This window comes from Streptococcus alactolyticus (assembly GCF_042649785.1).
GTDB lineage: Bacteria > Bacillota > Bacilli > Lactobacillales > Streptococcaceae > Streptococcus > Streptococcus alactolyticus.
In genome coordinates, this window is the sequence record NZ_JBHRZX010000012.1 from 103,934 (window position 1) to 126,605 (window position 22,672).

General features: G+C 35.8%; 25 protein-coding genes and 1 pseudogene. 10 read left to right on the plus strand and 16 right to left on the minus strand.

What is annotated here, in order from left to right; all coding sequences use genetic code 11:
* Window positions 1-52: 52 nt before the first annotated feature.
* Window positions 53-1,330, minus strand: coding sequence for a histidine--tRNA ligase (hisS, locus tag ACFORE_RS03315; RefSeq protein ID WP_235281060.1), 1,278 nt, complete (start codon window positions 1,328-1,330; stop codon window positions 53-55).
* Window positions 1,331-1,576: 246 nt separating this feature from the next.
* Here hisS and rpmF point away from each other — a divergent pair, with 246 nt between their 5' ends.
* From rpmF to ACFORE_RS03330, 3 genes are all read left to right on the plus strand, one after another.
* The gene (rpmF, locus tag ACFORE_RS03320; protein ID WP_003066947.1) at window positions 1,577-1,753 is read left to right on the plus strand and encodes a 50S ribosomal protein L32; all 177 of its coding nucleotides are present in this window, start codon (window positions 1,577-1,579) and stop codon (window positions 1,751-1,753) included.
* Between the two features lie 15 nt (window positions 1,754-1,768).
* A complete protein-coding gene (gene rpmG / locus ACFORE_RS03325; RefSeq protein WP_002262412.1) occupies window positions 1,769-1,918 on the plus strand; it encodes a 50S ribosomal protein L33 in 150 nt (49 codons plus the stop codon).
* Between the two features lie 379 nt (window positions 1,919-2,297).
* Window positions 2,298-4,235, plus strand: a complete 1,938-nt coding sequence (locus tag ACFORE_RS03330; RefSeq protein WP_380434970.1) for a Dam family site-specific DNA-(adenine-N6)-methyltransferase — start codon at window positions 2,298-2,300, stop codon at window positions 4,233-4,235.
* Window positions 4,236-4,261: 26 nt separating this feature from the next.
* On the opposite strand, the gene ACFORE_RS03335 is transcribed toward ACFORE_RS03330, so the two are convergent.
* The 6 genes from ACFORE_RS03335 to ACFORE_RS03360 form a co-directional block, all read right to left on the minus strand.
* Complete coding sequence (locus tag ACFORE_RS03335; protein ID WP_380434971.1) at window positions 4,262-6,001, minus strand: restriction endonuclease FokI recognition domain-containing protein; 1,740 nt, start codon at window positions 5,999-6,001, stop codon at window positions 4,262-4,264.
* 65 nt (window positions 6,002-6,066) lie between these two features.
* Window positions 6,067-6,933, minus strand: coding sequence for an ImmA/IrrE family metallo-endopeptidase (locus ACFORE_RS03340; RefSeq protein ID WP_380434972.1), 867 nt, complete (start codon window positions 6,931-6,933; stop codon window positions 6,067-6,069).
* A gap of 31 nt (window positions 6,934-6,964) precedes the next feature.
* Window positions 6,965-7,258 carry a DUF5960 family protein gene (locus tag ACFORE_RS03345; RefSeq protein WP_380434973.1) on the minus strand — a complete coding sequence of 98 codons (294 nt, stop codon included), beginning with the start codon at window positions 7,256-7,258 and terminating at the stop codon, window positions 6,965-6,967.
* Complete coding sequence (locus ACFORE_RS03350) at window positions 7,251-7,613, minus strand: hypothetical protein (RefSeq protein WP_380434974.1); 363 nt, start codon at window positions 7,611-7,613, stop codon at window positions 7,251-7,253. The genes ACFORE_RS03345 and ACFORE_RS03350 overlap by 8 nt, the downstream gene beginning before the upstream one ends.
* Entirely contained in the window at window positions 7,610-9,025 is a 1,416-nt protein-coding gene (locus tag ACFORE_RS03355) for a Y-family DNA polymerase (protein WP_380434975.1), read from the minus strand. Before ACFORE_RS03355 ends, ACFORE_RS03350 begins: the two co-directional genes overlap by 4 nt.
* Before the next feature lie 3 nt (window positions 9,026-9,028).
* Entirely contained in the window at window positions 9,029-9,709 is a 681-nt protein-coding gene (locus ACFORE_RS03360; RefSeq protein ID WP_380434976.1) for a LexA family transcriptional regulator, read from the minus strand.
* A 210-nt stretch (window positions 9,710-9,919) separates the two neighbouring features.
* Here ACFORE_RS03360 and ACFORE_RS03365 point away from each other — a divergent pair, with 210 nt between their 5' ends.
* Window positions 9,920-10,279 (plus strand): hypothetical protein, encoded by a 360-nt coding sequence (locus ACFORE_RS03365; protein ID WP_380434977.1) that lies wholly within the window; start codon window positions 9,920-9,922, stop codon window positions 10,277-10,279.
* Window positions 10,280-10,400: 121 nt separating this feature from the next.
* Here the strand turns inward: ACFORE_RS03365 and ACFORE_RS03370 are convergent, their stop codons facing one another.
* The 4 genes from ACFORE_RS03370 to dhaK are packed head-to-tail and all read right to left on the minus strand — an operon-like array spanning window position 10,401 to window position 13,073.
* Window positions 10,401-11,114 carry an MIP/aquaporin family protein gene (locus tag ACFORE_RS03370; RefSeq protein ID WP_380434978.1) on the minus strand — a complete coding sequence of 238 codons (714 nt, stop codon included), beginning with the start codon at window positions 11,112-11,114 and terminating at the stop codon, window positions 10,401-10,403.
* A gap of 8 nt (window positions 11,115-11,122) precedes the next feature.
* Window positions 11,123-11,497, minus strand: coding sequence for a dihydroxyacetone kinase phosphoryl donor subunit DhaM (gene dhaM, locus ACFORE_RS03375; protein ID WP_380434979.1), 375 nt, complete (start codon window positions 11,495-11,497; stop codon window positions 11,123-11,125).
* Window positions 11,498-12,073 carry a dihydroxyacetone kinase subunit DhaL gene (gene dhaL, locus ACFORE_RS03380; RefSeq protein ID WP_380434980.1) on the minus strand — a complete coding sequence of 192 codons (576 nt, stop codon included), beginning with the start codon at window positions 12,071-12,073 and terminating at the stop codon, window positions 11,498-11,500.
* Window positions 12,074-12,083: 10 nt separating this feature from the next.
* Window positions 12,084-13,073, minus strand: a complete 990-nt coding sequence (dhaK, locus tag ACFORE_RS03385; RefSeq protein ID WP_380434981.1) for a dihydroxyacetone kinase subunit DhaK — start codon at window positions 13,071-13,073, stop codon at window positions 12,084-12,086.
* A 157-nt stretch (window positions 13,074-13,230) separates the two neighbouring features.
* On the opposite strand from dhaK, the gene dhaS reads away from it, so the two are divergent.
* The 5 genes and pseudogenes from dhaS (at window position 13,231) to ACFORE_RS03410 (ending at window position 16,525) form a co-directional block, all read left to right on the plus strand.
* On the plus strand, window positions 13,231-13,761 hold the full coding sequence (gene dhaS, locus ACFORE_RS03390; protein ID WP_380434982.1) for a dihydroxyacetone kinase transcriptional activator DhaS: 531 nt from the start codon (window positions 13,231-13,233) through the stop codon (window positions 13,759-13,761).
* 2 nt (window positions 13,762-13,763) lie between these two features.
* Window positions 13,764-14,753 (plus strand): DhaKLM operon coactivator DhaQ, encoded by a 990-nt coding sequence (gene dhaQ, locus ACFORE_RS03395; protein ID WP_380434983.1) that lies wholly within the window; start codon window positions 13,764-13,766, stop codon window positions 14,751-14,753.
* 100 nt (window positions 14,754-14,853) lie between these two features.
* Window positions 14,854-15,354, plus strand: a pseudogene (locus tag ACFORE_RS03400) (tyrosine-type recombinase/integrase); the annotation flags it as partial.
* Between the two features lie 11 nt (window positions 15,355-15,365).
* On the plus strand, window positions 15,366-15,617 hold the full coding sequence (locus tag ACFORE_RS03405; RefSeq protein ID WP_294917410.1) for a hypothetical protein: 252 nt from the start codon (window positions 15,366-15,368) through the stop codon (window positions 15,615-15,617).
* On the plus strand, window positions 15,617-16,525 hold the full coding sequence (locus ACFORE_RS03410; protein WP_235281090.1) for a DUF4097 family beta strand repeat-containing protein: 909 nt from the start codon (window positions 15,617-15,619) through the stop codon (window positions 16,523-16,525). Before ACFORE_RS03405 ends, ACFORE_RS03410 begins: the two co-directional genes overlap by 1 nt.
* Before the next feature lie 37 nt (window positions 16,526-16,562).
* Here the strand turns inward: ACFORE_RS03410 and ACFORE_RS03415 are convergent, their stop codons facing one another.
* Together ACFORE_RS03415 and ACFORE_RS03420 are read right to left on the minus strand one after the other, a co-directional pair.
* Window positions 16,563-16,916, minus strand: coding sequence for a DUF1304 domain-containing protein (locus ACFORE_RS03415; RefSeq protein ID WP_154454958.1), 354 nt, complete (start codon window positions 16,914-16,916; stop codon window positions 16,563-16,565).
* A 97-nt stretch (window positions 16,917-17,013) separates the two neighbouring features.
* Complete coding sequence (locus ACFORE_RS03420) at window positions 17,014-20,070, minus strand: YhgE/Pip family protein (RefSeq protein ID WP_380434984.1); 3,057 nt, start codon at window positions 20,068-20,070, stop codon at window positions 17,014-17,016.
* Between the two features lie 129 nt (window positions 20,071-20,199).
* Here ACFORE_RS03420 and ACFORE_RS03425 point away from each other — a divergent pair, with 129 nt between their 5' ends.
* Window positions 20,200-20,736 carry a TetR/AcrR family transcriptional regulator gene (locus ACFORE_RS03425; protein ID WP_148525134.1) on the plus strand — a complete coding sequence of 179 codons (537 nt, stop codon included), beginning with the start codon at window positions 20,200-20,202 and terminating at the stop codon, window positions 20,734-20,736.
* Window positions 20,737-20,821: 85 nt separating this feature from the next.
* On the opposite strand, the gene rpsD is transcribed toward ACFORE_RS03425, so the two are convergent.
* The 3 genes from rpsD to ACFORE_RS03440 all read right to left on the minus strand — a co-directional run bounded on the left by rpsD (window position 20,822) and on the right by ACFORE_RS03440 (window position 22,368).
* The gene (gene rpsD, locus ACFORE_RS03430; protein WP_154454956.1) at window positions 20,822-21,433 is read right to left on the minus strand and encodes a 30S ribosomal protein S4; all 612 of its coding nucleotides are present in this window, start codon (window positions 21,431-21,433) and stop codon (window positions 20,822-20,824) included.
* Window positions 21,434-21,805: 372 nt separating this feature from the next.
* Entirely contained in the window at window positions 21,806-22,117 is a 312-nt protein-coding gene (locus tag ACFORE_RS03435) for a bacteriocin immunity family protein (protein ID WP_308526249.1), read from the minus strand.
* Window positions 22,114-22,368: a garvicin Q family class II bacteriocin gene (locus ACFORE_RS03440; protein WP_235281088.1), complete on the minus strand. Its 255-nt coding sequence runs from the start codon at window positions 22,366-22,368 to the stop codon at window positions 22,114-22,116. Before ACFORE_RS03440 ends, ACFORE_RS03435 begins: the two co-directional genes overlap by 4 nt.
* Window positions 22,369-22,672: the final 304 nt, after the last annotated feature.

A 22,672-nucleotide genomic window follows, 5' to 3' on the forward strand; every position in this document is an offset into this window, starting at 1 on the left:
TTGCCTTTTCCCAATTAAGCCTTTTCACGTGCTTTCTTCATTGAAAAAGCAATTAGCTTAGTTTTCTGAAAATATCTGAAAAGTTTGTTTCAATTTCTTCAAAGCTTGCGGTCACTTCTTCGCGGGTTTGGTTGTTTTTGACCGTTACTTGACCTGCTTCCACTTCACTTTCTCCCAAAGTGATGATGGTTTTAGCATGGAAAGCATCCGCAGACTTGAATTGTGCTTTGATTTTACGTCCGAGGTAATCACGTTCTGCTGCAAAACCTTGATGACGAAGGGCTTGAACAAGTTCTAAAGCTTTAAGATTTGCACCTTCTCCCAAAACAGCAATGTAAACGTCCAAATCATTTTCAATCGGTAATGCAATGCCTTGTTTTTCCAAGATAAGAAGCAAACGTTCAAGACCAAGTCCAAAGCCAAAACCAGGGGTTTCTGGACCGTCAAAGTAATCTACAAGACTATCGTAACGCCCACCCGCACAAATGGTCAAATCAGATTTGTCAACGGTTGTGATAAACTCAAAAATCGTGTGGTTGTAATAATCTAAGCCACGCACCATATTAGTATCAATAACGTAAGGAATATGGAGGGCTTCAAGCATGTCACGAACCGCATCAAAGTGAGCTTGGCTTTCTTCATCGAGGTAATCTAAAATAGATGGCGCATTTTCAACAGCTTGCTTGTCCTCTTTTTCCTTCGAATCCAAGACACGAAGCGGATTTTCATCCAAACGGCGTTGGCTATCTTTTGACAATTCATCACGCATTGGTGTCAAGTAATCAATCAAGTCTTGGCGATAAGCCGCACGACTAGCCGCACTTCCTAGGGTATTTAAATGAAGAGTGACATCTTTGATCCCTAGGGTTTGGAACAATTGGTAAGCCATGGCAATGGTTTCCACATCTGTAGCTGGATTAGCAGAGCCAAAGCATTCCACACCAATTTGGTGGAACTCACGCAAACGACCAGCTTGTGGACGCTCGTAGCGGAACATTGACCCAATATAGTACATTTTCACAGGTTTTTGTACTTCTGGCGCAAATAATTTATTTTCCACAAATGAACGCACCACAGGAGCCGTACCTTCTGGACGCAAGGTAATGTGACGGTCACCCTTATCGTAGAAATCATACATTTCTTTTGTCACAATATCCGTTGTGTCACCAACTGAACGGCTAATCACCTCGTAATGCTCAAACATCGGTGTGCGGATTTCGCTGTAATGGTATTTCTTGAATGTTTCACGCGCAACAGCTTCGACATATTGCCAATTTGCGCTTTCGCTAGGTAAAATATCTTGGGTTCCTTTAGGTTTTTGCAGTTTCATAATAAGATACACTGGCACCAAATTTTCAAATTTAGCCCCTTCATTCCTTTCTACTATTGTAGCGATTCAATCATTTCTATTTTATCACAAAAACAAGTTCTAAAGAAGAAGCACAACCTTTTTTTAGGATTTCTTCAGCTATTTTTAAATTTTTTGTCAAGTAACTTTACTTTACAAAAAAGATATGGTATGATGTTAAAGTTGATTGAAAATCAAGAACTAAAAAATTATCGGAGGAAATAACAAATGGCAGTACCTGCACGTCACACTTCAAAAGCGAAGAAAAACAAACGTCGTACACACTACAAATTGACTGCTCCATCAGTAAAATTTGACGAAACTACTGGAGATTACTCACGTTCTCACCGTGTATCACTTAAAGGATACTACAAAGGACGTAAAATCGCTAAAGCAGCTAAATAATAGAAGGGAGATACCATGCGCGTAAATATCACACTTGAACACAAAGAATCTGGTGAACGCTTGTACCTTACTTCAAAAAACAAACGTAACACTCCAGACCGTCTTCAATTGAAAAAATACTCACCAAAATTGCGTAAACACGTAATCTTTACTGAAGTGAAATAAGGCATTCACTACAATTCAGTGAACGTCAAAAACCCTGATTTTACAGGGTTTTTTCTTTTTCCGAATTCACTGTAATGCAATAAAATGAATTTGGAACTCTACATTTTACTCTACATTTTTGCTTTTTCTAACTCAAAAAAGACAGTAGATTTATTACTACTGTCTTTTCATATTTCCGAAGAAAAATTCATATTTTTAGGAACGATAACAATTCCCAGTTAGGGTATGTTATTTTAGCATACATATTGTAAAATATATAAATCAAATTTTCTACTTAGGATTTCAACAATGAAAAAGTGTTTAGGTTAAACATATGTGATTGGACTTTGCTATGTATTATGGTAAAATTAAGTAAATAAGGATGTAAAAGGATGTAAAAATGAGATATATAGGTTCTAAGAAAATACTTCTTTCGGAAATAAAATCAATGTTAGACAAACACGTTACTGGCGAGGAAGAAATCTTCTTAGATTTATTTGCTGGAACAAACATTGTAGGTAACTATTTTAAACAGTTTTACACAGTATACTCTAACGATTTACTTTATTTTAGCTACGTAAATGCTAAAGCAACTATTGAAAATAATACTAAACCTAAATTTTCTAAACTTCAAAAAATAGGTATTGACAATCCAATGTCATTTCTACAAGACAGCCCAATTGATACTGAAAAAATAGGATATTACGAGAACGCTTATTCACCTACTGGAGAAGCAGGATATTTAACAGTTAAAAACGCAAAAAAATTAGATACTATTCGAGAACAGATAGAAAAATGGTATTGTTCAAATCTTCTCTCTGAGTATGAGTATTTTTTTCTAGTCTCTTCCTTAATTGAGGGTCTGCCCTTTGTTAGTAACATTACTGGAACATACGGTGCTTTTTTAAAGCACTGGGATAAGCGAGCGCTTAATGATTTAACTTTATTTGATTTTACCATTTTTGATAACGGAAAAAATAATCTTTCTTTTAACGAAGATGCTAATACATTAGTAAAAAGAATTAAAGCTGATATAGTTTATATTGATACCCCTTATAACTCTCGGCAATATGCCTCAAATTATCACTTACTCGAAAATGTAGCACGAAATAACAAACCTGAACTTAAAGGTGTTACAAAAATATTTGATTGGAAAAATTTAAAAAGTGATTACGCGACAAAAAGTAAGGCTCTTCAAGCTATGTCTGATCTTATAAGTAATATTAATGCTACACATATTATTCTAAGCTATAATAATGAGGGAATTATCTCAGAAAATGATTTGTTCAATATTCTAAAGCAAAATTCTCTTGATGGAAACGTAGAGGTTAAAAAAATACCTTATCGAAAATATCAATCAAAACAACCATCAAAAAATAAAGAAGTATATGAACTTTTGTTTTATATTCAAAAAAATAAAGTCGTAAAAAGAAAACAGCCACAATCATCTCCAAAAATCAAAGTCAGTTCAACACAAAAATATATAAAAAGTCCTTTAAACTATATTGGAGGAAAATTCAAGTTACTTAATCAGATACTACCTTACTTTCCAGATGAAATCGATACTTTCGTTGATTTATTCAGTGGAGGTGCTAATGTCGGGATAAACGTTAAAGCAAATAAGCATATTTTTAATGATATGAATTTTAGAATTAATGAGATGTTTCGTTATTTTCAAAATCAATCTCCTGTTGATTTAGTTCAGAATATAGAAAATAAAATCAGTGAGTGGAATTTGAGTAAAACAAACGAAGAAGCGTATAAGATATTTAGGGATCACTATAATCAAAATCCAAATCCTCTAGATTTATATGTTTTATCCTCATTTAGTTACAATTACCAGTTCAGATTTAACAATTCCTTACAATTTAATAATCCATTTGGTAGAAACCGTAGTCATTTTAGCGTAAATATGAAAAATAATCTACTAAACTTTGTATCTAAATTACAAACATTGAACGCAAGTTTTACCGATTCTTACTTCACTGATTTTGATTATTCAAGGTTAACATCTGATGATTTTGTGTATCTTGATCCACCATACCTAATTACAACAGGTAGTTATAATGATGGTAATCGAGGCTTTACAGATTGGGGAGAGTCACAGGAAGAGCAAATGTATAACGTCCTTAGAAATTTAAATGAACGTAATATTAAGTTTGCTCTTAGCAACGTTATTGTGCACAAAGGACGTCACAATACTTTGTTGGAAAAATTTATTTCTGATGAAAACTTAAATCTATACAAATTAGACTACCACTATAAAAATTCTTCCTATAATACTTCTAAACAAGATAGTCTTGAAGTTTTAGTAACCAATTATAAAAAAGAGGTATAATACCTCTTTTTTCATAGTCTTTTATATCAAGATTGAAATATAATTTCTTTATTTTCAAAATAGGTGTTTAATTTATCAGATTGAATCTCTCCTTTTTTTACTTTATCCGCACCAAGCAATAATTGTTCTACATTTAATGCTCCACCAATTGTTTCCGTTTGATCAGCGGTATACGTAAGTTGTTCAGGAAATTTACCAACGAACTTACTTGACACCCATAAGAAATAGTATGAGTCATCTTTAATTGAATTTGGGAAATCTTTCCACCATTCAATTGGATTTCGGTTAATATCTCGCCTCTTATTATCTTCAATATAACGAATCATCTCATCCGCTTGTTGAATAGATTTTGAGTAGCCTTCACCATATGCTTTTGTATCCACGATAATACCAAATTGATTACTATATACTAGTCCATCAGGTTTTCGTCCACCTCCCAATAATTTTGAATTTAATTTGTAAACATTTCTAAACAAATCCATCGTCAAGATTTCAAAATCACGGTTACGCTTACCATCATATGCAATATCTAATAACTCTATATATTTGGTAGGTAAATTGGTGTTTTTTAAGAAATAGGCACGTCGTTCTTCTGCAACCTCATTTCTTAATTCCTTTGTAATCTCAAGACTTGGAATCGAAAAATCAGCAATAATGTCTCTTAATATTATTTTATTTTCATTCATTTCAATCCTTAATCCAAAGTTGTTGAGACCTTCAATATCCGCTAATATTACTTCGTTCCCTTCCTTAAAACCTTTATCTTTCAGTTTATTGAGCAAAACAGGATATGAATTAGTTTCTTGTAGAAATTTCAAAATATATGCTCTTCTTGTTCTCACATAATCTCTATTTTCACAATTTGTTGCTAAAAATTCCCACATTAAAAATTTCGTACTTCTATTATTTTTAGAACTTCCATCAGATTGTCTTAGAGCATGCAACCCTCTAGCAGTTATTTTATAACCTTGAAAGCCGTCAGAATTACCATTATCAAAATTTCTTTTTACATTTTTCGACTCAACCAAACCTACATTTTTTAGCCAATTACATATTTGACGGGCATATTTATCACTACTACCTTCAACATCAGATTTTATTTTCTTTTTCTCTGCAGAATCGGCATCCCCTAGCCAGTCAAACATTAAATCTTCATCATAGGAAGTGAAGCCACGCTCACCTCTAAAACCTAAATGTCCACCCAAATAAAATTTAGTACAAAAATCATTTTTTTCAGCTAGTAAACGAAGTACCTGTACTGCTGGTGGATAAGACAATAATGCCTCTCTCAAAACATCTTTTTCAGTACTAGATTCATCAGGAGTACTAATAAATTTCTCTCCGAATGGAGTTAAAGAAAACATATCTGTTTCTCGATCTGTTGCAACAAAATTTAAACTTACTGCCCAACGTAAAAAACCGTCAGCAGTCCAATTATCTGTCCATGTTTTTCCAGTTTTTTTAGTCTGCTGTGGAAGGATACTTACCTGTATTAATCCATCTGCAACAGCTTCACTCCGTTTTTTAGGTGAATGTCCATTAGCATCCTTCGAAGTTCCTACTAATTCTAAATAAGAAAAAGTTGTTTCTTTATTTGCTAATTTGTTTTGCAAGTCTTCTCTTAAATCGCTAAAATATATCACGTTTAATAAATTATCACGCAAATTTATATAATGATCTGAATTGCTCGAGAATATTTTTACAACTTTTTTTAAATTACGAAAGGAAGATGGGTTTTGTATCCAACCATAAGTTCTTGTCTTCATTTTCTATCCTATATATTTTAGTTTTACATTTATTATACATTAAAATATCACTATCAGATCACTATTCAGTAATTATTTCTATGCAATTTTACTGCTACTCTTTGGGATTCTGTTCTTGTCATGCCTCCCTTCTTCCAAATAAAAGAAAGTTTTTTTCCTTTATCATAATATTGCCACACATCAACTGCCGGACTTGTCTTCTTCAACTTTTTACAGTAGTCCCAACTTATTAACTCCTCAAACTCGAGACTAGTAACAAATCCAGTCTCTTCAACTTTCTTAAGTATCATCTTTGTGACATCAATTTTGATTGCTTCGTATTTTGCAATAATTTTTTCTTTGATCTCATCGAAAAATTTAAGTACTCCATTGACTACGCCTCTTTGATAAGTGGAAATAGCTCTCGCTATTGCATCATATTTTTCATCCGTATAAAATCGAAAAATATCTAATAGTCTAAATTTGAGTGCTTCTGCTGATACAGACAAATCTTTCATTACCTTTTGAAAAGAATCATGTCTATAAAAAATTTTAGATAAGAGTACAATAGCAGGCATTAGGATTATGGCTGAGAAAATATTAGCCTCTGTTTCATGCTTTGAATCACTGCCACCTTTTAACTCAGTAAAGAGACTGCCTGAATGTCCCAATAAGAAATGTCCTAGTTCGTGACACTTAGTAAAGTTCTGCTTCACTTCTGGATTGTCCCGTTCATAGGAAAATGAGATTCCATAATCATCTATCAATGTTAAACCTTCTATTTGCTGGTTTGAAAAGTGATGCTCCATTAACTTGATATTATATTTGTTCAAACACTCATCAAAAAAATCACTGAAATGATAGCTTAATGGTGAAATCTCATTTTCTTTCATGAATCTATAAACCTGTTCATTAGCGAGTTGGTTTATTCTTGGATACATCTCATCCATCATGAACCTCCTTTGTCTCCAAACTAGTCTTTTCCTACTCGATTGTTAGTCTTCTCCCAACGTATTCATATTTTCTTACTGTCTTATTATCATTCTCAACGACTATTTTAAATATAAAATAGTGATCTCTCCCATCTTTAGCGTTCGCTTTATTCAATCGGAAATAATTTTTTTGGCTCATAGCCATTTCTCTAAGAATATCATCAATTAAAAACGTTAATGGAATATTCAAATTTGAGAACCTGTAAAAGTCTTCCTCAAACTTTAAATAAGAATCAGAAAAATAATCTAGTTGTAACTGATCTTTATATAATTCTTTTCTATTCATCTTCAAATTCACTTTCTAGAACAATATTAAGGATATGATCAATTTGAAGGAGCTGATAACCGTCTGTAGTTCTTATTGTTATCTCTTTGGAAGATAATTCCTCAACTTGACCAACTACCTGTTCTTTCTTTTTCTCTTTCTTAATAATAAATCGACCAGTTAATCTACTCGCATAGAGTTGACCTATCAATGTGAGCTTCTCAATTTTAGATAAGGGACTACTCAAATCCACCCTCTTTTTATCCTCATCAAGCGAGGTGGTATGCTCGGAAAGAAAGAATCCCATCCATTTAGCCATCCCTCTGTCTCTATGTTCTCTGGCAGACTTAAAGGGTAAATAAGAACGATCAATCATTTTAAACCATCTAATCCTCCAGCAGAATGACCACCAATCAACTTGCTACGTGCTAGACTTCTGGAAGCTTCCTGAAGTGCTGTCGCCTTTTGAAGTTTACTAAAACCAAATTGATTTCTGATAGTATCAATTACTGACTGGAGCCTCTCCTCTTTTTCTATTTTTTCAACATCGTCAAATAAGGAAATGAGACCATAAGACTCATCTACTAAGCCTGAATAAGAAACTGCAACACTTCTAACTGCTCCTTCATCGTATTTCTTTCTGAAAAGTGTCAGTACATAGTTGGTTAATAACCTAGTATTATTTGTTGGCTCAACTTTCATCTGAGTTTGAATATGACGTTTATTTTCAAACCTTGAAAATCCTATAGTAATGGAAACATTTGTTGTCTTTTTATGACGCTTTCTCAATCTGATAGCTACTTGCTCTGCCATTTCTCTCATAATCAGTTCTATCTCAGCTTGCTTGAAGTAATCTCTTGGTAATACTTGAGAATTACCTATCCCTTTTGCTTTTGGCTTATAAGGCTTATGGACATCACTCTCATCAATTCCGTTAGCATGGAAAAATAAATCCACTCCAACTACTCCTAGTTCTTTCTTCAGAATATCTGGATTACAATTTGCAAGTTCCTTGATTGAGAAAATTCCTAGGTTATTAAGACGCTTTTTCATCCTATTGCCAATTCCCCAAAAATCGGTCATTTCCTTTATGTTCCAGACTTTTGTTTCCACATCTTCATAAGACCAATTAGCTCTCATTGTGGGGGTTTTCTTAGCCTCATTATCTAGTGCCAATTTTGCTAGTAAGGGATTAGCATTTGACATGCCAACCGTTGAATAGATTCCCGTTTTTCTCCAAATGTCTCTTTGGATCTTGGAAGAAATCATATCAAGTTTTTCTTTGCGACTTAGCACTTTATTAGGAATAAAGTAATTAAGTGATGAGGTCAAGTCAATAAATCCTTCATCAATCGAATACGGTAAAATATCTTCAACACTAGCATAGTTCTGAAAGATATGTTGAATCTCCATATTTTTCTCAATATACAAATCCATCCTAGGTGGCACTATAAAAGTAGCTCTGGCCCAACTTTCAATATAACGAACATATTCTGGATTCGTTGGCAGTCCTTGTTTCTTGGCGTTATAATAAGAGAATTTACGTGTCTTTACATCAAAGGGTAGATCATATGATCGACTGACATTTGATTTTCCAAAGACTTGTTTAAACATTGGTGATGAAGCTAGAATTAAGCCACTTGAATTATCCGCATGACTCATGACACAAAGTGACGTTTTCAAGGGATGCAGGCCACGTTCCACACACTCTACACTGGCATAAAAGGACTTCATATCCACAAAGGCGATATCACTTCTAGGCTCTTTACTATAATCAAATATTCCCACGACTTAGTCCTCGATAGGTAAGAAATGGCCAACGATTTTCCCAACAATACGAGGTTCTTCGTCATAAGGAGCTATCAAATCACTATATTTGGTATTGATAGAGACTAGTCGCAAACCTTCTTCTTCACGATAAACCTTCTTAATATAGGTTTGCCCTCCCCATAGCACAGCATAAACTGCTCCGTCATAGTCAAAGCCATTTTCTTGAATCAGGGCTACGGAACCATTAGGATATTTAGGTTCCATAGAATCTCCTGAAACCCATGATGCAAAATCATGAGAGATTTCCCTGTCAAAGTAGACAGTATCATAATCACGATCGCCGTAGATTGTTGCCCCACGACCAGCAGACATTTTCTCATAGACATGATATTCAAATCTGGGCTCAGCAATAGAGATAACCTTCTCTTGTTGTTCCAATAGTTTTTCCATGAAGATCTTTACCTTTGTTTGATTGGGATGCGTCAATTTTTGATAGAGCATAGAAATATCATCAGTTGTAAAGTAACCAGATTCTACTTCTAATACCTTTTCTAGTTTTAAAAGATTCTTTTGATTAGGCTGTGTGATTCCTTTTTCCCAAGCAAAATAGGATTGCTTAGAAATCCCGATAGCCTCAGCAACATCTATTTGACGAAGGCCAAGCTCAGTACGCTTTCTTTTTAATTTCTCTGGTTGATACATCAGTCTCTCCTTTCTTAGTCAGTTTGTAAACTGACTATATTTTATAAAATCCATTAGAATTTGTCTAGAAAAAATTAGTTTTTAAACTTATTTTTGATGTTCATACCAATAGACAAAATAAAAAATGTCCGTTACGACAGACATTTCAATGCATCTTAGAAATCTTTTTGTAAATTTTATTTAGTAGAATAATGTTAGGAGGTATACTACATGAAAAAAGTAATTAGTTTAATTGTCTTAGGTATTTCACTTATCTTTCTTGCATCTTGTTCTAAACAAAATAACTTAGCTGGTAAATACTATAACGTTTATGATAGAAATGCTAAATTAATTTTAGAAATTAACGGTGATAGCGGTAAATTCTACAAAGAAGGTACTCACGCTATCACTGATGTAGATACAAAAAACCAGTCATTCACTTTCTCATCTAATGGCAGGGACTATGTTGTAACTTACACTCTTAGTAAAGATGGTACTCTTAAATATGATACTGGTAGCTTCATGACTGGTAGCAATAAATTTGTAGCATACAAGGAAGGTAGTGAAGCTTATAAAGAAGCAACTAAATAATTGTTAATACGAATAACACCTAGTGAGTTTATCTTCACTAGGTGTTTATTTTGTATTGTGATTTTTTGAAATTTTAATACTTCAAGGAGAGATCACCGTAAGTTGAGTTGATTGACAAAAATTAGAGAAGTCCCAATACGACATTATAAATCAATGCACCTACAACTCCACCTACAATAGGACCCAATACAGGAATCCAGCTGTATGACCAATCTGAATCTCCTTTATTTGGAATAGGTAACAATGCATGCATTATACGTGGTCCTAAATCACGAGCTGGATTAATGGCATATCCGGTTGTTGATCCCAATGAATAACCAACTGCAATAACTACCAGCCCTACAATAATTGGTCCAAATCCTGAAGCTACTTTATTTGGTCCAATTGACATCACAGTAATTACCAAAATTGCTGTACCTAATGCTTCCCCAAAAAAGTTTGAAGGTGTATGACGGATTGCTGGAGCTGTTGAGAAAGTTCCCAAAATAGCACCTTTATCCGTTGTTTCCTTAAAGTGTGGATAGTAATGAAGACATAATACACACGCTGCTAGCATAGCTCCAAGAAATTGACCTGCTAAGAAAACTGGCACTTGTGACCAAGCTAAATTACCAGTGGCTGCCATCGCAAAAGTCACAGCAGGATTTAGGTGAGCAGGACTAAGCATACCAGATACATAGACACCAATTGTACAAGCTACACCCCATCCGATAACAATGGCATTCCATCCTGTACCTTCTTCTTTAGTTCCTTTTAAAACATTACCTCCGACTACGCCATCACCAAGTAATACCAAAACAAAAGTTCCTAATAATTCCCCTATAAAATTGTTCATATTATCACCTACTTTTCAATTTGCATTTCTTTTAACTGTTCCAGGATTGCCTCTGAATCAGCACCTGCCTGCAATAAAGCTGCTGCAGTGTATGCACCTTCTACCACTGGAACATAGTTAATATGAATTTGTTTATCTGAAAAATCTGCAACCATTTCCAGATTCATCTTAGCACTTCCTAAATCAAAGAATGCAAATATCTCTTCTTTTGAATTATCCTCAACAGCTTGTTGTACTCGCTCAAAACTCGTCCCAATACCTCCATCCTCAGTCCCTCCAACATATGTAATTTCTACATCTTGAGCAACTTCTGAAATGAGGTCTACAACTCCTTGAGCGATATTTTTAGAGTGAGAGGCAATAACGATTCCTGCATCTGCCATTTAAACACCTGCTTCCACTAATGCTTCGAATAAATACCCTGACGAACATGTTCCTGGATCAATATGTCCAATTGAACGTTCACCAACATATGATGCTCGTCCTTTGGTTGCTTTAATATCTGCCGATTCTTGGACATATTGTTGAATTTTTTCAATAGATAATTGGTTATTTCGAAGGTCATCTAGGACTTTTGTCCAAATATCCACCATTGTTTTTTCACCAACTTCAGCTTTACCTCGTTTTTGAATCATTTCTAGACCAGCCGCAATAGCATCAGTAATAGAATCACTAGATTGCAACGATTTTGTAATCCCCATAAAAGCTGAACCATATAGAGGACCTGAAGCTCCACCAACTTTACTTAATAATTGCATAGATACTACTTTAAAAACATCCGCTGGTGTTTCAAAGTTTTTCTCATCTAAATTTTCGATAACGGCAGACATACCACGAGCCATATTACCGCCGTGATCACCATCTCCAATTGGGGTGTCTAGCTCAGACAAATAATCTTTATTAGCCTGAATTTTTTCGTTGAAGAGGTGCATCCATTTTAAAGATAATTCAGTATTCATATTATTCTCCCTACCAAGCAATAGTTGTCACAGGTGCATTTAGGGCATTTTTCCATTCTTTATCTTTCAAACGAATTAATGTTAGAGATAATCCCGCCATATCAATTGACGTCATGTAATTTCCTAGTTTTTTATAGACTACTGACACATTTTTTTCTGCTAGTATTTTTTCAACATCGTTTGCAAAAACATATAGTTCCATCAAAGGAGTTGCCCCCATACCGTTGACTAGGACACCATATTCTTCCCCCTCTTTCGGTTGGAAAGAGTCTACCAATTTCGTTACTAATTCTTCGGCCAATTCATGAGAAGATTTCATTTTTTCTCTTTTGTAACCTGGTTCACCGTGAATACCAATACCATATTCAATTTCATCATCAGCCAATTCAAAACCCGGTTTTCCAACTTCTGGAACTGTAGCACCACTTAAAGCTAAACCTACTGTGTGAATGTTTGGCACTAACTGTTCAGCAATCTCTTTAATTTCTTCTAGTGATTTTCCATTACGGGCTGCATCTCCAAGAATCTTATGAACTAATACTGTTCCTGCCACACCTCGACGACCTTGTGTATAGAGGCTATCTTCTACAGCAATATCATCATCAACAACAACACTTGCAACCTTAATATCTTCCATCTCAGCCATTTCTTGGGCCATTTCAAAGTTCATAATATCGCCAGAATAATTTTTTATGACCATAAATACTCCAGCTCCTTCATCTACTTCCTTGATAGCTTCCAAAACTTGGTCTGGTGTTGGTGAGGTAAATACTGGACCACATACCGCTGCAGATAGCATCCCTTCTCCAACAAATCCTGCATGAGAAGGTTCATGACCACTACCACCACCAGAGATAATAGCTACTTTTCCAGTTTTCTCTGCATTACGTGCAATGATTTCAAATCCATCAACACGATGAACCAAATCATCATGAGCGAATGCCATTCCATCTAGCATTTCCGTAACAACATTTTTGGGGTCATTAATAATTTTTTTCATGGATATGTCTCCTTTACTTTTCTTTTTTATAGTTTCATTATATGATAACGTTTTCAAAAAAAGAACGGACAATTTTTATTTTTTGTCCGTTCTCATTGATAACAAGTATTATTTCTGATAATATGCTACTGTAGTATGATAAAGTCAGGAATAAATTATGAGTAGTTCAATCATTACTAAAAAGAAAATTGCTAAGGCATTTAAGCAACTTTTAAAAACAGAGCAATTTGACAAGATTTCTGTTCGAAAAATTATGGAAGTAGCTGATATACGTAGGCAAACGTTCTATGATCATTTTTTAGATAAATATGATTTACTATCATGGATTTTCGTAACAGAACTGCAAGAACAAATTATTGATAATTTTACCTATAGCTCTGGAAAGAATATTTTAAAAGAATTATGTATCTTTTTTGACGATAATAAAGATTTTTATAGACAACTCTTTCTCATCGTAGGTCAGAATAATTTTTCATCCTCTCTTTTACTTTACTGTCAGCAATTACTTAACAAAATTGTTACTGAGGAAGGAGGAGTTACTACAGAACCACTGATGAAAGAACTGATTCACTATCACGCTCTCGCAATTTCCGACTCTATTCGAGAAAGAATACTAGCTTATCAAAATTTAGAAAATCAATATCCTGTCTTTGAACTTGCATTATTACAACTAACAAAAAGGAGATAAGTGTGGTATATATTAAAAATAGCACTCAATCTATTATTGATGATAACATCCAAGGTCTATTGCGAATAAATCCTAATTTATATCAACTTGGTAAGTCAAGAATACTATATAACTCATTACAAGATTCCTCAGTTATACCAATTTTATCAGGCGGTGGTAGTGGACATGACCCTGCTCATTATGGATATATTGGACAAGGCATGCTTTCTGCAGCAATTGCTGGAGATTTATTTACACCTCCCTCTTATTCTGAAATACTTGAAGCCATTCGATTTTTAAATAAAGGTAATGGTGTTTTCATCATAATAAAAAATTTTGAGGCAGATTTACAGGAATTTTCTAAAGCAATTAATATTGCCCGTGAAGAAGGCATACCCGTAAAATATATTGTTTCTTATGATGGCATCTCTGTTGAGACTACTAATTTTCATCTTCGTCATCGTGGTGTTGCTGGAACCATATTATTACATAAAATTTTAGGACATGCCACTCAAAATGGAGCAAGTTTAGATGAACTTGAGCAAATTGGCCTCAAACTTTCTTCTCATATAGCAACACTCGGTGTAGCTACAAAACCCGCTACTCTCCCAACCAATAATAAACCAATGTTCTCTCTAACAGAATCAAACATCTCATTTGGCATTGGAATTAATGGTGAACCTGGATACAAAGTTGAACCTTTTATATCCTCTGAGATATTAGCTAACGAGTTGATTAACAAGATAAAACGCTATTTTCGCTGGAAAGATGGGGACAGATATGCTGTTCTTATCAACAACCTTGGAGGGACAACTCAAATTGAGTTGAATATTTTCACTAATGATGTCTTACAACTTCTTGAAGTAGAAGGTATCAAAGTTGAGTTCCTAAAAGTAGGAACATTTATTACTAGTTTAGATATGTCAGGAGTATCTCTTACTTTATGTCAATTAGATGATGATTATTGGCTAAACGCATTAAATTCACCAACAACAGCTCAAGCATGGAATTAAAAAATTAAAAAGAAGCACTATAGTTCCGTTTCTAAGTGCTTCTTTTTTCTATTAGTTTTTCTCTTGCTCTTCAACTTTTAAAAGCAATAGAGCTAATGGTACTACTTCCATCACTTCAAAAACTCTGCGACAATTGGATAGACAATATATGCAAGTGAAAATTGATTTTGAAAATGGAGGAAGCACTCGAAAAGAAGTTGTTACGGTAGAAACCCTGTCTGATTTAGCAGAAGAATGGTTCAATAATTATAAAAATTGGGTAACATCAGAAAACACATTAAATCGTGTTCGAGGATATTTAGATACGTACATTATCCCACGCTTTGGCGATTATCTGCCAGCAAAAATTGAACCAGCAGAAATTCAAAGGTGGGTAAATGAGCTAGCCGAAAAATCTAAAAAATCTGTTGAATCTGGGATAAGGAGGTCTGAAAAAGGTAGCGCAAAGGACTTCGGAGCTGTAATTCATAAACTAAGCGATATTTTTAATTTTGGTATTACAAATTATGGACTGAAGAGAAATCCCGCTTCGACAATTACTATTCCTCCCAAACCAAAGGCAACGAAGAAAAAGATTATGGTGCTTCACGATGAAGAGTTACTATTTTAGCCTTGGGGGTTGCTCTTATTGCAACAGTACTTGCGCTTGCAGTTGCTTTTATTATTTCAGGATTTTATATGCTCTTTGACAGCTGGTCTTACCTCAGTGTTTCTTACTCAGCAACAGAACTTGGTTTTGGCTTAGGCTTACTATCACTTGGCTTGTCATTATTAGCCATTTTAGCAGCGGGAGCAGTCTTTAGAATGGCTGGGTGCAGCATTGTTCATTTGGCACAAAAAACAGTAAATAAAGGGAGAAAATGATGAAATCGTGGACAAAGATTATTTTAGGATTTGGGATTGGAGCGACCTTAATTGGTGCAGCACTTGCAGGATATGGATTTGAGACTGGTGGACTAGCTGATTTGGAGAAAAATGTAGAAACTTTAAGCACAACTCGTTATCACAAAGTAAGCCTTGACACCTTTAGCAAAGTAACTATCGATAGCTCTGCTTTTGATGTGGTAGTTGCTAAGGAAAACGTGGACAAACCTTTTATTTCTTACTCAGACAATAGCAAAACTTCTGTCAACTATGAGGTTAAGGATGATACATTAACGGTCAAACAAACAGGACATTTGAGCCAAGGGGAAAATACTGAGATCCATTTCTTTAGTCTCAGAGATTTAATCAATCTAGCAAAATCAGGTATCATTGAGAATTCACACACCATTGTCATCACCGTGCCGCAAAATACCAACCTCACCTCCCTCCAAGCCAATCTCAAGGCAGGGGATTTAGACATTAACAACCTTTCGCTTGATAATGCCAAATTAGATGTCAAAGCTGGGGATTTGACCATGTATAATGCTCACATCAATGCTGGAACTGTTACATTGACAGCTGGAGATGTCGATATTGAGCACAGCCAATTAAATCAGTTTGATTTTACCGTTACAACTGGTGACCTTGATTGCGACAATAGTCAAATCACTAATACTTCTTTCAAACTCCGCATGGGAGATTTCTCAGCTGAACATGCGACTTTCAAGGGTGAGGACAATAGCATCACCTCAACAGCTGGAGATGTCGATATTACACTGGCAGACAAAGATTTGAAGATTAATCCATCTTACTTTTTAGGAGATGCAGACATCGCTTCAGATTTAAACACATCTAGCCAAAATACATTAACTATTGACAACAAAGCCGGTGACATCACCATTCAATAAACGCAAAAAGCATCGTTTAAGCGATGCTTTTTTTGTCTTAAAATAAGAGCGTCAACAATGCCAAAATAGCAGGACCACCTTGTTTTAAGATAATCTTGCGGTCAGCTGTTAAGCTACCGTAAAGGGCTACTAAGATGACATTTAGTAAAAAGATAGTAACTACAGTTGTATTGCTTGTAAAGACACCGTAAAGCAAGAAAACACCAATCATTCCGTTATAAACCCCTTGATTTTTAAAAAGATTGGTAACTGAAGTCCGTTGCAACTCTTCTTTTGACATATTAAAGACACGGCTGGTCGCATCTGATTGTGTCGCAAAGGTTTCAAGATACATGATGTAAAAATGCTCTAAGGCAACTAAAACCGATAAAATAAGTGTGATAAGTGACATAATCTCCCCAATTCGTTAATCATAATGAATTCATTATATAAAATTTTCTGACATTTTTCAAATAATCTGCCCACAAAAAAAGCAGAGGTACACCCTCTTAGGCCTCTGCTTTTGGTTGTTTGTAAATGATCAGTCCCATAATCATGAAGGCGATTAAGAAACCGACTAAGACACCAACTTCTTGACCGATAGAGCCTGTCATTGAAATGGTTTCACGCAAGGCAGTTACAATGTAAGACATCGGTAAGTAAGGGTGAATAACTTGGAAGAATTTTGGACTCAATTCAATTGGGTAAGAACCACCGGCAGAACCTAATTGAAGAACCAAAATAATCAAGGAAATAAATGAGCCATAACGACGGTTCCAACCGATAAGCGCCGTTACAAGAGCCATGAGCGTCCAACCACCTAATAAAATAACAAAGATGGTACGCCATTCGTAATTGGCTTCAAAACCAAGGAATTGAATAGCTCCATATAGAATCAATGAACCAGCTGTTGAAATCAAACCATTGATAAAGATTTTTTGTTTAGCCCATTCCCAACGGTTTTTAACTGGAAGACCTGATAGAGAGCTTGCGAAGATAACGTTGGTTGAAAGTGCCACAACCATTAGAGATACGGAAATCATGTATGGTGCCATACCAATACCATTATTTTTAACGATGTCAATATCTTTGCATTTTGTTGTGACAGGGTCAGAAACTAATTTAGCATTTTTATTCTTAACAGAAACAACTGACAATTGTTTGCTTGCTTTAGAAAGTGATGAAGACAAGGTTGAGATACCGTCTGTCAAGGTTCCTAAACCAGTTGTCAAGGTTTCACTACCTACTGCCAATTGACCAGCACCAGAAGCTAATTGTTCAGCGCCGGATTGCAATTGGTCGACACCACTTGTCAATTTGCCGTTGTTAGCAACTAATTGGTCGGCGCCGGATTGTAATTTTGCTACACCACCAGTGATTTGACCATTGTTAGCAACTAGTTGATCTGCTCCAGATTGTAATTTCGCTGCACCACCAGTGATTTGACCGTTATTTGCTACTAATTGGTCGGCGCCGGATTGCAATTTCGCTGCGCCGCCTGTTAATTGGTCATTGTTTGATACCAATTGATCGGCGCCAGATTGCAATTTCGCTGCGCCGCCTGCTAATTGGTCATTATTTGATACCAATTGATCTGCGCCGGATTGTAATTTCGCTGCGCCACCGGTTAACTGGTCATTGTTTGATACCAATTGACTAGCACCGGATTGTAATTTAGCTGCACCGCCTGTTAAAGCATCATTGTTAGAAGCTAATTGTTCTGCACCGGATTGCAATTGTGACGCACCGCCAGTTAATTGATCGTTTTTCGCGACAATCGCATTAGCACCATCTGTCAATTGAGAAACAGCTGCTGTGTATTGAGAAATACCATCAACTAACTGAGGAATACCTGTTTCTGCTTCTAAACCTGACTTGAAGTCTGTCAAGCCATTGACAAGTTGTTGACTGCCACCACTTGCTGAAGCAACTCCTGATTGCAAGGCTGAAACGTTATTCAACAGTGTTGATAGATTTGCTAATTGACTTGATAGGGATTGAAGCGAACTCAATTGAGATTGAATTGCTGAAATTTGTGACGTTAACTGATTAGCAGTTGCTGCACCAGAACTATTAGAAATAGCTGAATCAATTTGTGCACGTTGGTCAGCACTCAAACTTTGATAAGCTGACGTTGCTTGAACAGCTGCCAAATCAGAACGATTGATAGATGAAATAGCGCTGCTCATTGTTGACAATTGCTGACTAAGTTGGCTTAGTGAGCTTAGACTAGATTGCAATTGTGACACATCAGGGATAGATATGCCGTTAACTTGAGATTGTAAACTCTGTAAACCATTGTTTAATTCAGTTGCACCTGACAACAATTGTTGCAAGTTTGAGCTGCTTTTTGATTGCAGTTGTGCAATACCATTTGTTAAGTCTTGTGATTTGCCATTTAATTCATTCAAACCACTTGACAATTGGTTGACACCATCAACATAAGCATTGATACCTGATGATAAGCTTGTTGTGCCTGAAGCTAATTGCGATACACCGTTGGTGTAAGTATTCAAGCCGCTTGATAAGCTATCAATTCCGCCTGAGAGTTGGCTAACACCATTGGTGTAGGTATTCAAACCACTTGAAAGGCTACCGATTCCACCTGAAAGTTGACTAACACCATTGGTGTAGGTATTCAAACCACTTGAAAGAGTACCAATTCCGCCTGATAATTGACCAACACCATTCGTGTAAGTCGTCAATCCATTTGAAAGAGTGCCAATTCCGCTTGATAATTGACCAACGCCATTCGTGTAAGTCGTCAATCCATTTGAAAGAGTACCAATTCCGCTTGATAATTGACCAACACCATTCGTGTAAGTCGTCAAACCACTTGAAAGCGTACCAATTCCGCTTGATAATTGACCAACACCATTTGTGTAAGTCGTCAAACCACTTGAAAGCGTTGATGCTCCGTCAGCCAAAGCCTGACTACCAGAAGCAGCCACATTCAAATTATCCGTAATCGTTTGACTACCTTCCTGCAATTTCTGGCTACCTGATAGAAGCTTATCGCCACCAGAGCTAGCTTCTTTCAAACCACTTTGCAAGCTTTTCATACTCTTGAAAACAGCTTTTGTGTAAGTTTCTGTAATGTTTTCAGAAACTGTTGCTTTTAGCTTACTCATAGCTGTTTCTGACATTTTAGAAGCGACAAAACTACGCCCAGCAGTTGTTTGATAAGGAATAGTTAATTGCTCTGGGTCATCTGTCAAGAGTGTTGATGCTTTTTCTGAAAGGTCTTCTGGCAAATCAATGACCATATAATAGTCACCATCTCGTAATCCTTTTTCAGCTTTTTCCTCACTAATAAAATGGTAATCCAACGCTTTATTTTTGGACATACTGTCCACCATGTTGTCGCCAATAGCAATTTTCTTATCGTTCAATGTTGCAGGCTTATCGTGATTGACCACCGCAACAGGCAAGTCATCTAATCGACCATAAGGATTCCACATAGAACCTAAGAAAGAGAGGTTATAAAGAGAAGGTATGAGGGCAACACCGATCATGGTTACCCAAAGCCTTGGTGTCTTTATAAGAGCTTTTAATTCTTCTAACATATTGTCTCCTATTTTATACACATTGTCCAAATTTGTGATATAATACATTATACTTATCTACGAGATTATTTCAAGTTTAACGGAGGAGTTTTTTGACACATATTCTAAAAATGTTCAAAAAGTAGGACTATGACAACTGACAATCGAAGAGCAAACACTAAAAAGGCTATTCAAAACGCCATGGTTACCCTGCTAAAGACCAAAAGTTTTGATGACATCACAACAACAAAGTTAGCCAAAGAAGCTGGCATTAGTCGTTCTAGCTTTTACACTCATTATAAGGATAAATTTGAGTTGATTGATTCCTGCCAGCAAACCTTATTTAATCAAATTGAGTACATTTTTGAAAAACACGTTGGGGATAAAGAGGCTGCTTTTCTGGAGATTTTTGAATTTCTAAAACGGGAGCAATTACTGTCTGCCCTCATCTCAGCAAATGGAACACGAGAATTTCAAACCTTTATTGTGAACAAAGTGAGATTATTTATCAACACCGATTTTCAACGCCGTTTCAAACGTGAGAAATTAACCCCAGTCGAAGCAGAATACAGCAGTATTTATCTGGCTTCTGCCTTTTTCGGATTATGTCAAGCCTGGATAGCCAACGGAAAAAAAGAATCACCACGTCAAATGACCAACCTCGTGCTCAAATTACTCCCAATGTAACATTAACCGTTAGATAACTATCTGACGGCTTTTTTCTGCAAACAAAAAAGCCCAACAAAGGGCTTTTTCAATACTTCTTTTAAAATTAAAGCATTTTGTTGTAGAATTCAACGATAAGTGCTTCGTTGATTTCTGGGTTGATTTCATCACGTTCTGGAAGACGAGTAAGTGTTCCTTCAAGTTTTTCAGCGTCGAATGATACGAATGCTGGACGTCCAAGAGTAGCTTCAACAGCTTCAAGGATAGCTGGTACTTTAGCTGATTTTTCACGAACTGAGATCACTTGACCTGGAGTTACGCGGTATGAAGGGATATCAACACGTTTACCGTCAACAAGGATGTGACCGTGGTTAACGAATTGACGAGCTTGACGACGAGTAGTTGCAAGACCTAAACGGTAAACAACGTTGTCAAGACGACGTTCAAGAAGAACCATGAAGTTGAAACCAAGAGTTCCACCTTTTACTTTAGTAGCTTGTACGAACAAGTTACGGAATTGTTTTTCACCTAGACCGTAAGTAAAACGAAGTTTTTGTTTTTCAGCCAATTGCAAACCGTATTCAGACAATTTGCTACGGTTGTTTGGACCGTGTTGACCTGGCACGTAGTTACGACGTGCTAATTCTTTACCTGTACCTGTAAGTGACAAGCCAAGGCGACGAGATTGTTTCCATGATGGACCAGTATAACGTGACATTAAAAATGTCCTCCTATAAAATAAAAATTTTGTAGGAAATAACAAATTAGAGAATCCTGATTCGTGCAGGTGACTTTCATCTAAACAGCCAAGATTACTTTTTCCGACTTCTAGGAGCTTTTCTATTGAAGAAAAACTGTAGAAGAGCCAACTGTTGACGAGCTTCATACTCTCCTGCTATTATTTCACACAAAATACATCTTAACATAAAAAAAAGGCCTTGTAAAGCCTTTTTAACTAAACCAGCAATAATATCCTATGCTATAAAGAAGCGCTAGACCTTCAGACTACCGCTTATAACCAATGTATTATAAAACAAGTAACCTTAGCTAATAATCGTAGATAGCATTGCATGCAATGGCTAGGGTGATGCTACTGACGAGCAAATGCCATGCTTAAAACAACACCCCAGTAGTATTTCCAACGAGTTCTTTCTAAATATTTTTGTAAAACGATTAACTCATCATTACGATTAGCTTTTTGATTCAATATCTCATCACAAACAAATGGATATAATCGATAGGCTAAATAAGCTATTCGGTCTCCTTTTTCAAGTCCTAAAGCGCTCTCTAAAAGAGCTTTGCGAAGATCTTTGCTAATCTTCAAACTAGGATTATTATAAACGAGCTCTATCTGATGATAAAAAGTAATACGCTTTCTTTTTCGTCGTTTAGAAAACATCATGGTCGTCTTCCCCAACTCGTCGCATAGCCATACGCACCACCTAGAGAGGATACCCACCCTGTCGCAATTACATCAGTTGCCGCTTGAAAGTTTCCTTTAGTGACCACATAGCCCCATTCACCATTACTATAACGGCATGAATATCCGTTAGCTCCAGTATACACGGGTTTACAAATCCCTTTACCACCACCTTTAATAGTTGCTAGCTGTTCAGAGGTCAATGTTTCAAATTGTTCTAACGTTTTTACCATCTGGATCATCTCCGTTTCTTTAGTTATTGTCATGGCCATGAATAATTTCAGTATATCCTACTTTGAGAAGAAATAACCGCCTAAGTCGTTAATTGTTGTTTTTTAGTCGTAAATGGCGAATTCTTTCTTGTCATATCTTTTCTTTCATATAATAGTAGTTCAATATCCATCATGAATTTCATTTTCAATTAGTCGCTTACTATCAGTTCTATCAATCAAAAACATACTAAGATTAGTAGTGAGAAAATCTCCGACGGGAGAAAGTACTCTCTACTTTTTCTTTTATGTTAAAGTAGTGGTGTCT

Excerpts from the sequence above, each read along its gene's own strand:
- dhaK (WP_380434981.1), bottom strand. The coding sequence starts at position 13,073 with ATGAAAAAAATTATTAATGACCCCAAAAATGTTGTTACGGAAATGCTA.
- ACFORE_RS03415 (WP_154454958.1), bottom strand. The coding sequence starts at position 16,916 with ATGTCACTTATCACACTTATTTTATCGGTTTTAGTTGCCTTAGAGCAT.
- ACFORE_RS03360 (WP_380434976.1), bottom strand. The coding sequence starts at position 9,709 with ATGTATCAACCAGAGAAATTAAAAAGAAAGCGTACTGAGCTTGGCCTT.
- ACFORE_RS03335 (WP_380434971.1), bottom strand. The coding sequence starts at position 6,001 with ATGAAGACAAGAACTTATGGTTGGATACAAAACCCATCTTCCTTTCGT.
- ACFORE_RS03440 (WP_235281088.1), bottom strand. The coding sequence starts at position 22,368 with ATGGTAAAAACGTTAGAACAATTTGAAACATTGACCTCTGAACAGCTA.
- ACFORE_RS03435 (WP_308526249.1), bottom strand. The coding sequence starts at position 22,117 with ATGATGTTTTCTAAACGACGAAAAAGAAAGCGTATTACTTTTTATCAT.
- rpmF (WP_003066947.1), top strand. The coding sequence starts at position 1,577 with ATGGCAGTACCTGCACGTCACACTTCAAAAGCGAAGAAAAACAAACGT.
- ACFORE_RS03420 (WP_380434984.1), bottom strand. The coding sequence starts at position 20,070 with ATGTTAGAAGAATTAAAAGCTCTTATAAAGACACCAAGGCTTTGGGTA.
- ACFORE_RS03370 (WP_380434978.1), bottom strand. The coding sequence starts at position 11,114 with ATGAACAATTTTATAGGGGAATTATTAGGAACTTTTGTTTTGGTATTA.
- rpmG (WP_002262412.1), top strand. The coding sequence starts at position 1,769 with ATGCGCGTAAATATCACACTTGAACACAAAGAATCTGGTGAACGCTTG.
- ACFORE_RS03330 (WP_380434970.1), top strand. The coding sequence starts at position 2,298 with ATGAGATATATAGGTTCTAAGAAAATACTTCTTTCGGAAATAAAATCA.
- dhaL (WP_380434980.1), bottom strand. The coding sequence starts at position 12,073 with ATGAATACTGAATTATCTTTAAAATGGATGCACCTCTTCAACGAAAAA.
- rpsD (WP_154454956.1), bottom strand. The coding sequence starts at position 21,433 with ATGTCACGTTATACTGGTCCATCATGGAAACAATCTCGTCGCCTTGGC.
- ACFORE_RS03340 (WP_380434972.1), bottom strand. The coding sequence starts at position 6,933 with ATGATGGATGAGATGTATCCAAGAATAAACCAACTCGCTAATGAACAG.
- ACFORE_RS03345 (WP_380434973.1), bottom strand. The coding sequence starts at position 7,258 with ATGAATAGAAAAGAATTATATAAAGATCAGTTACAACTAGATTATTTT.
- hisS (WP_235281060.1), bottom strand. The coding sequence starts at position 1,330 with ATGAAACTGCAAAAACCTAAAGGAACCCAAGATATTTTACCTAGCGAA.
- ACFORE_RS03425 (WP_148525134.1), top strand. The coding sequence starts at position 20,200 with ATGACAACTGACAATCGAAGAGCAAACACTAAAAAGGCTATTCAAAAC.
- dhaS (WP_380434982.1), top strand. The coding sequence starts at position 13,231 with ATGAGTAGTTCAATCATTACTAAAAAGAAAATTGCTAAGGCATTTAAG.
- ACFORE_RS03365 (WP_380434977.1), top strand. The coding sequence starts at position 9,920 with ATGAAAAAAGTAATTAGTTTAATTGTCTTAGGTATTTCACTTATCTTT.
- dhaM (WP_380434979.1), bottom strand. The coding sequence starts at position 11,497 with ATGGCAGATGCAGGAATCGTTATTGCCTCTCACTCTAAAAATATCGCT.
- ACFORE_RS03410 (WP_235281090.1), top strand. The coding sequence starts at position 15,617 with ATGAAATCGTGGACAAAGATTATTTTAGGATTTGGGATTGGAGCGACC.
- ACFORE_RS03350 (WP_380434974.1), bottom strand. The coding sequence starts at position 7,613 with ATGATTGATCGTTCTTATTTACCCTTTAAGTCTGCCAGAGAACATAGA.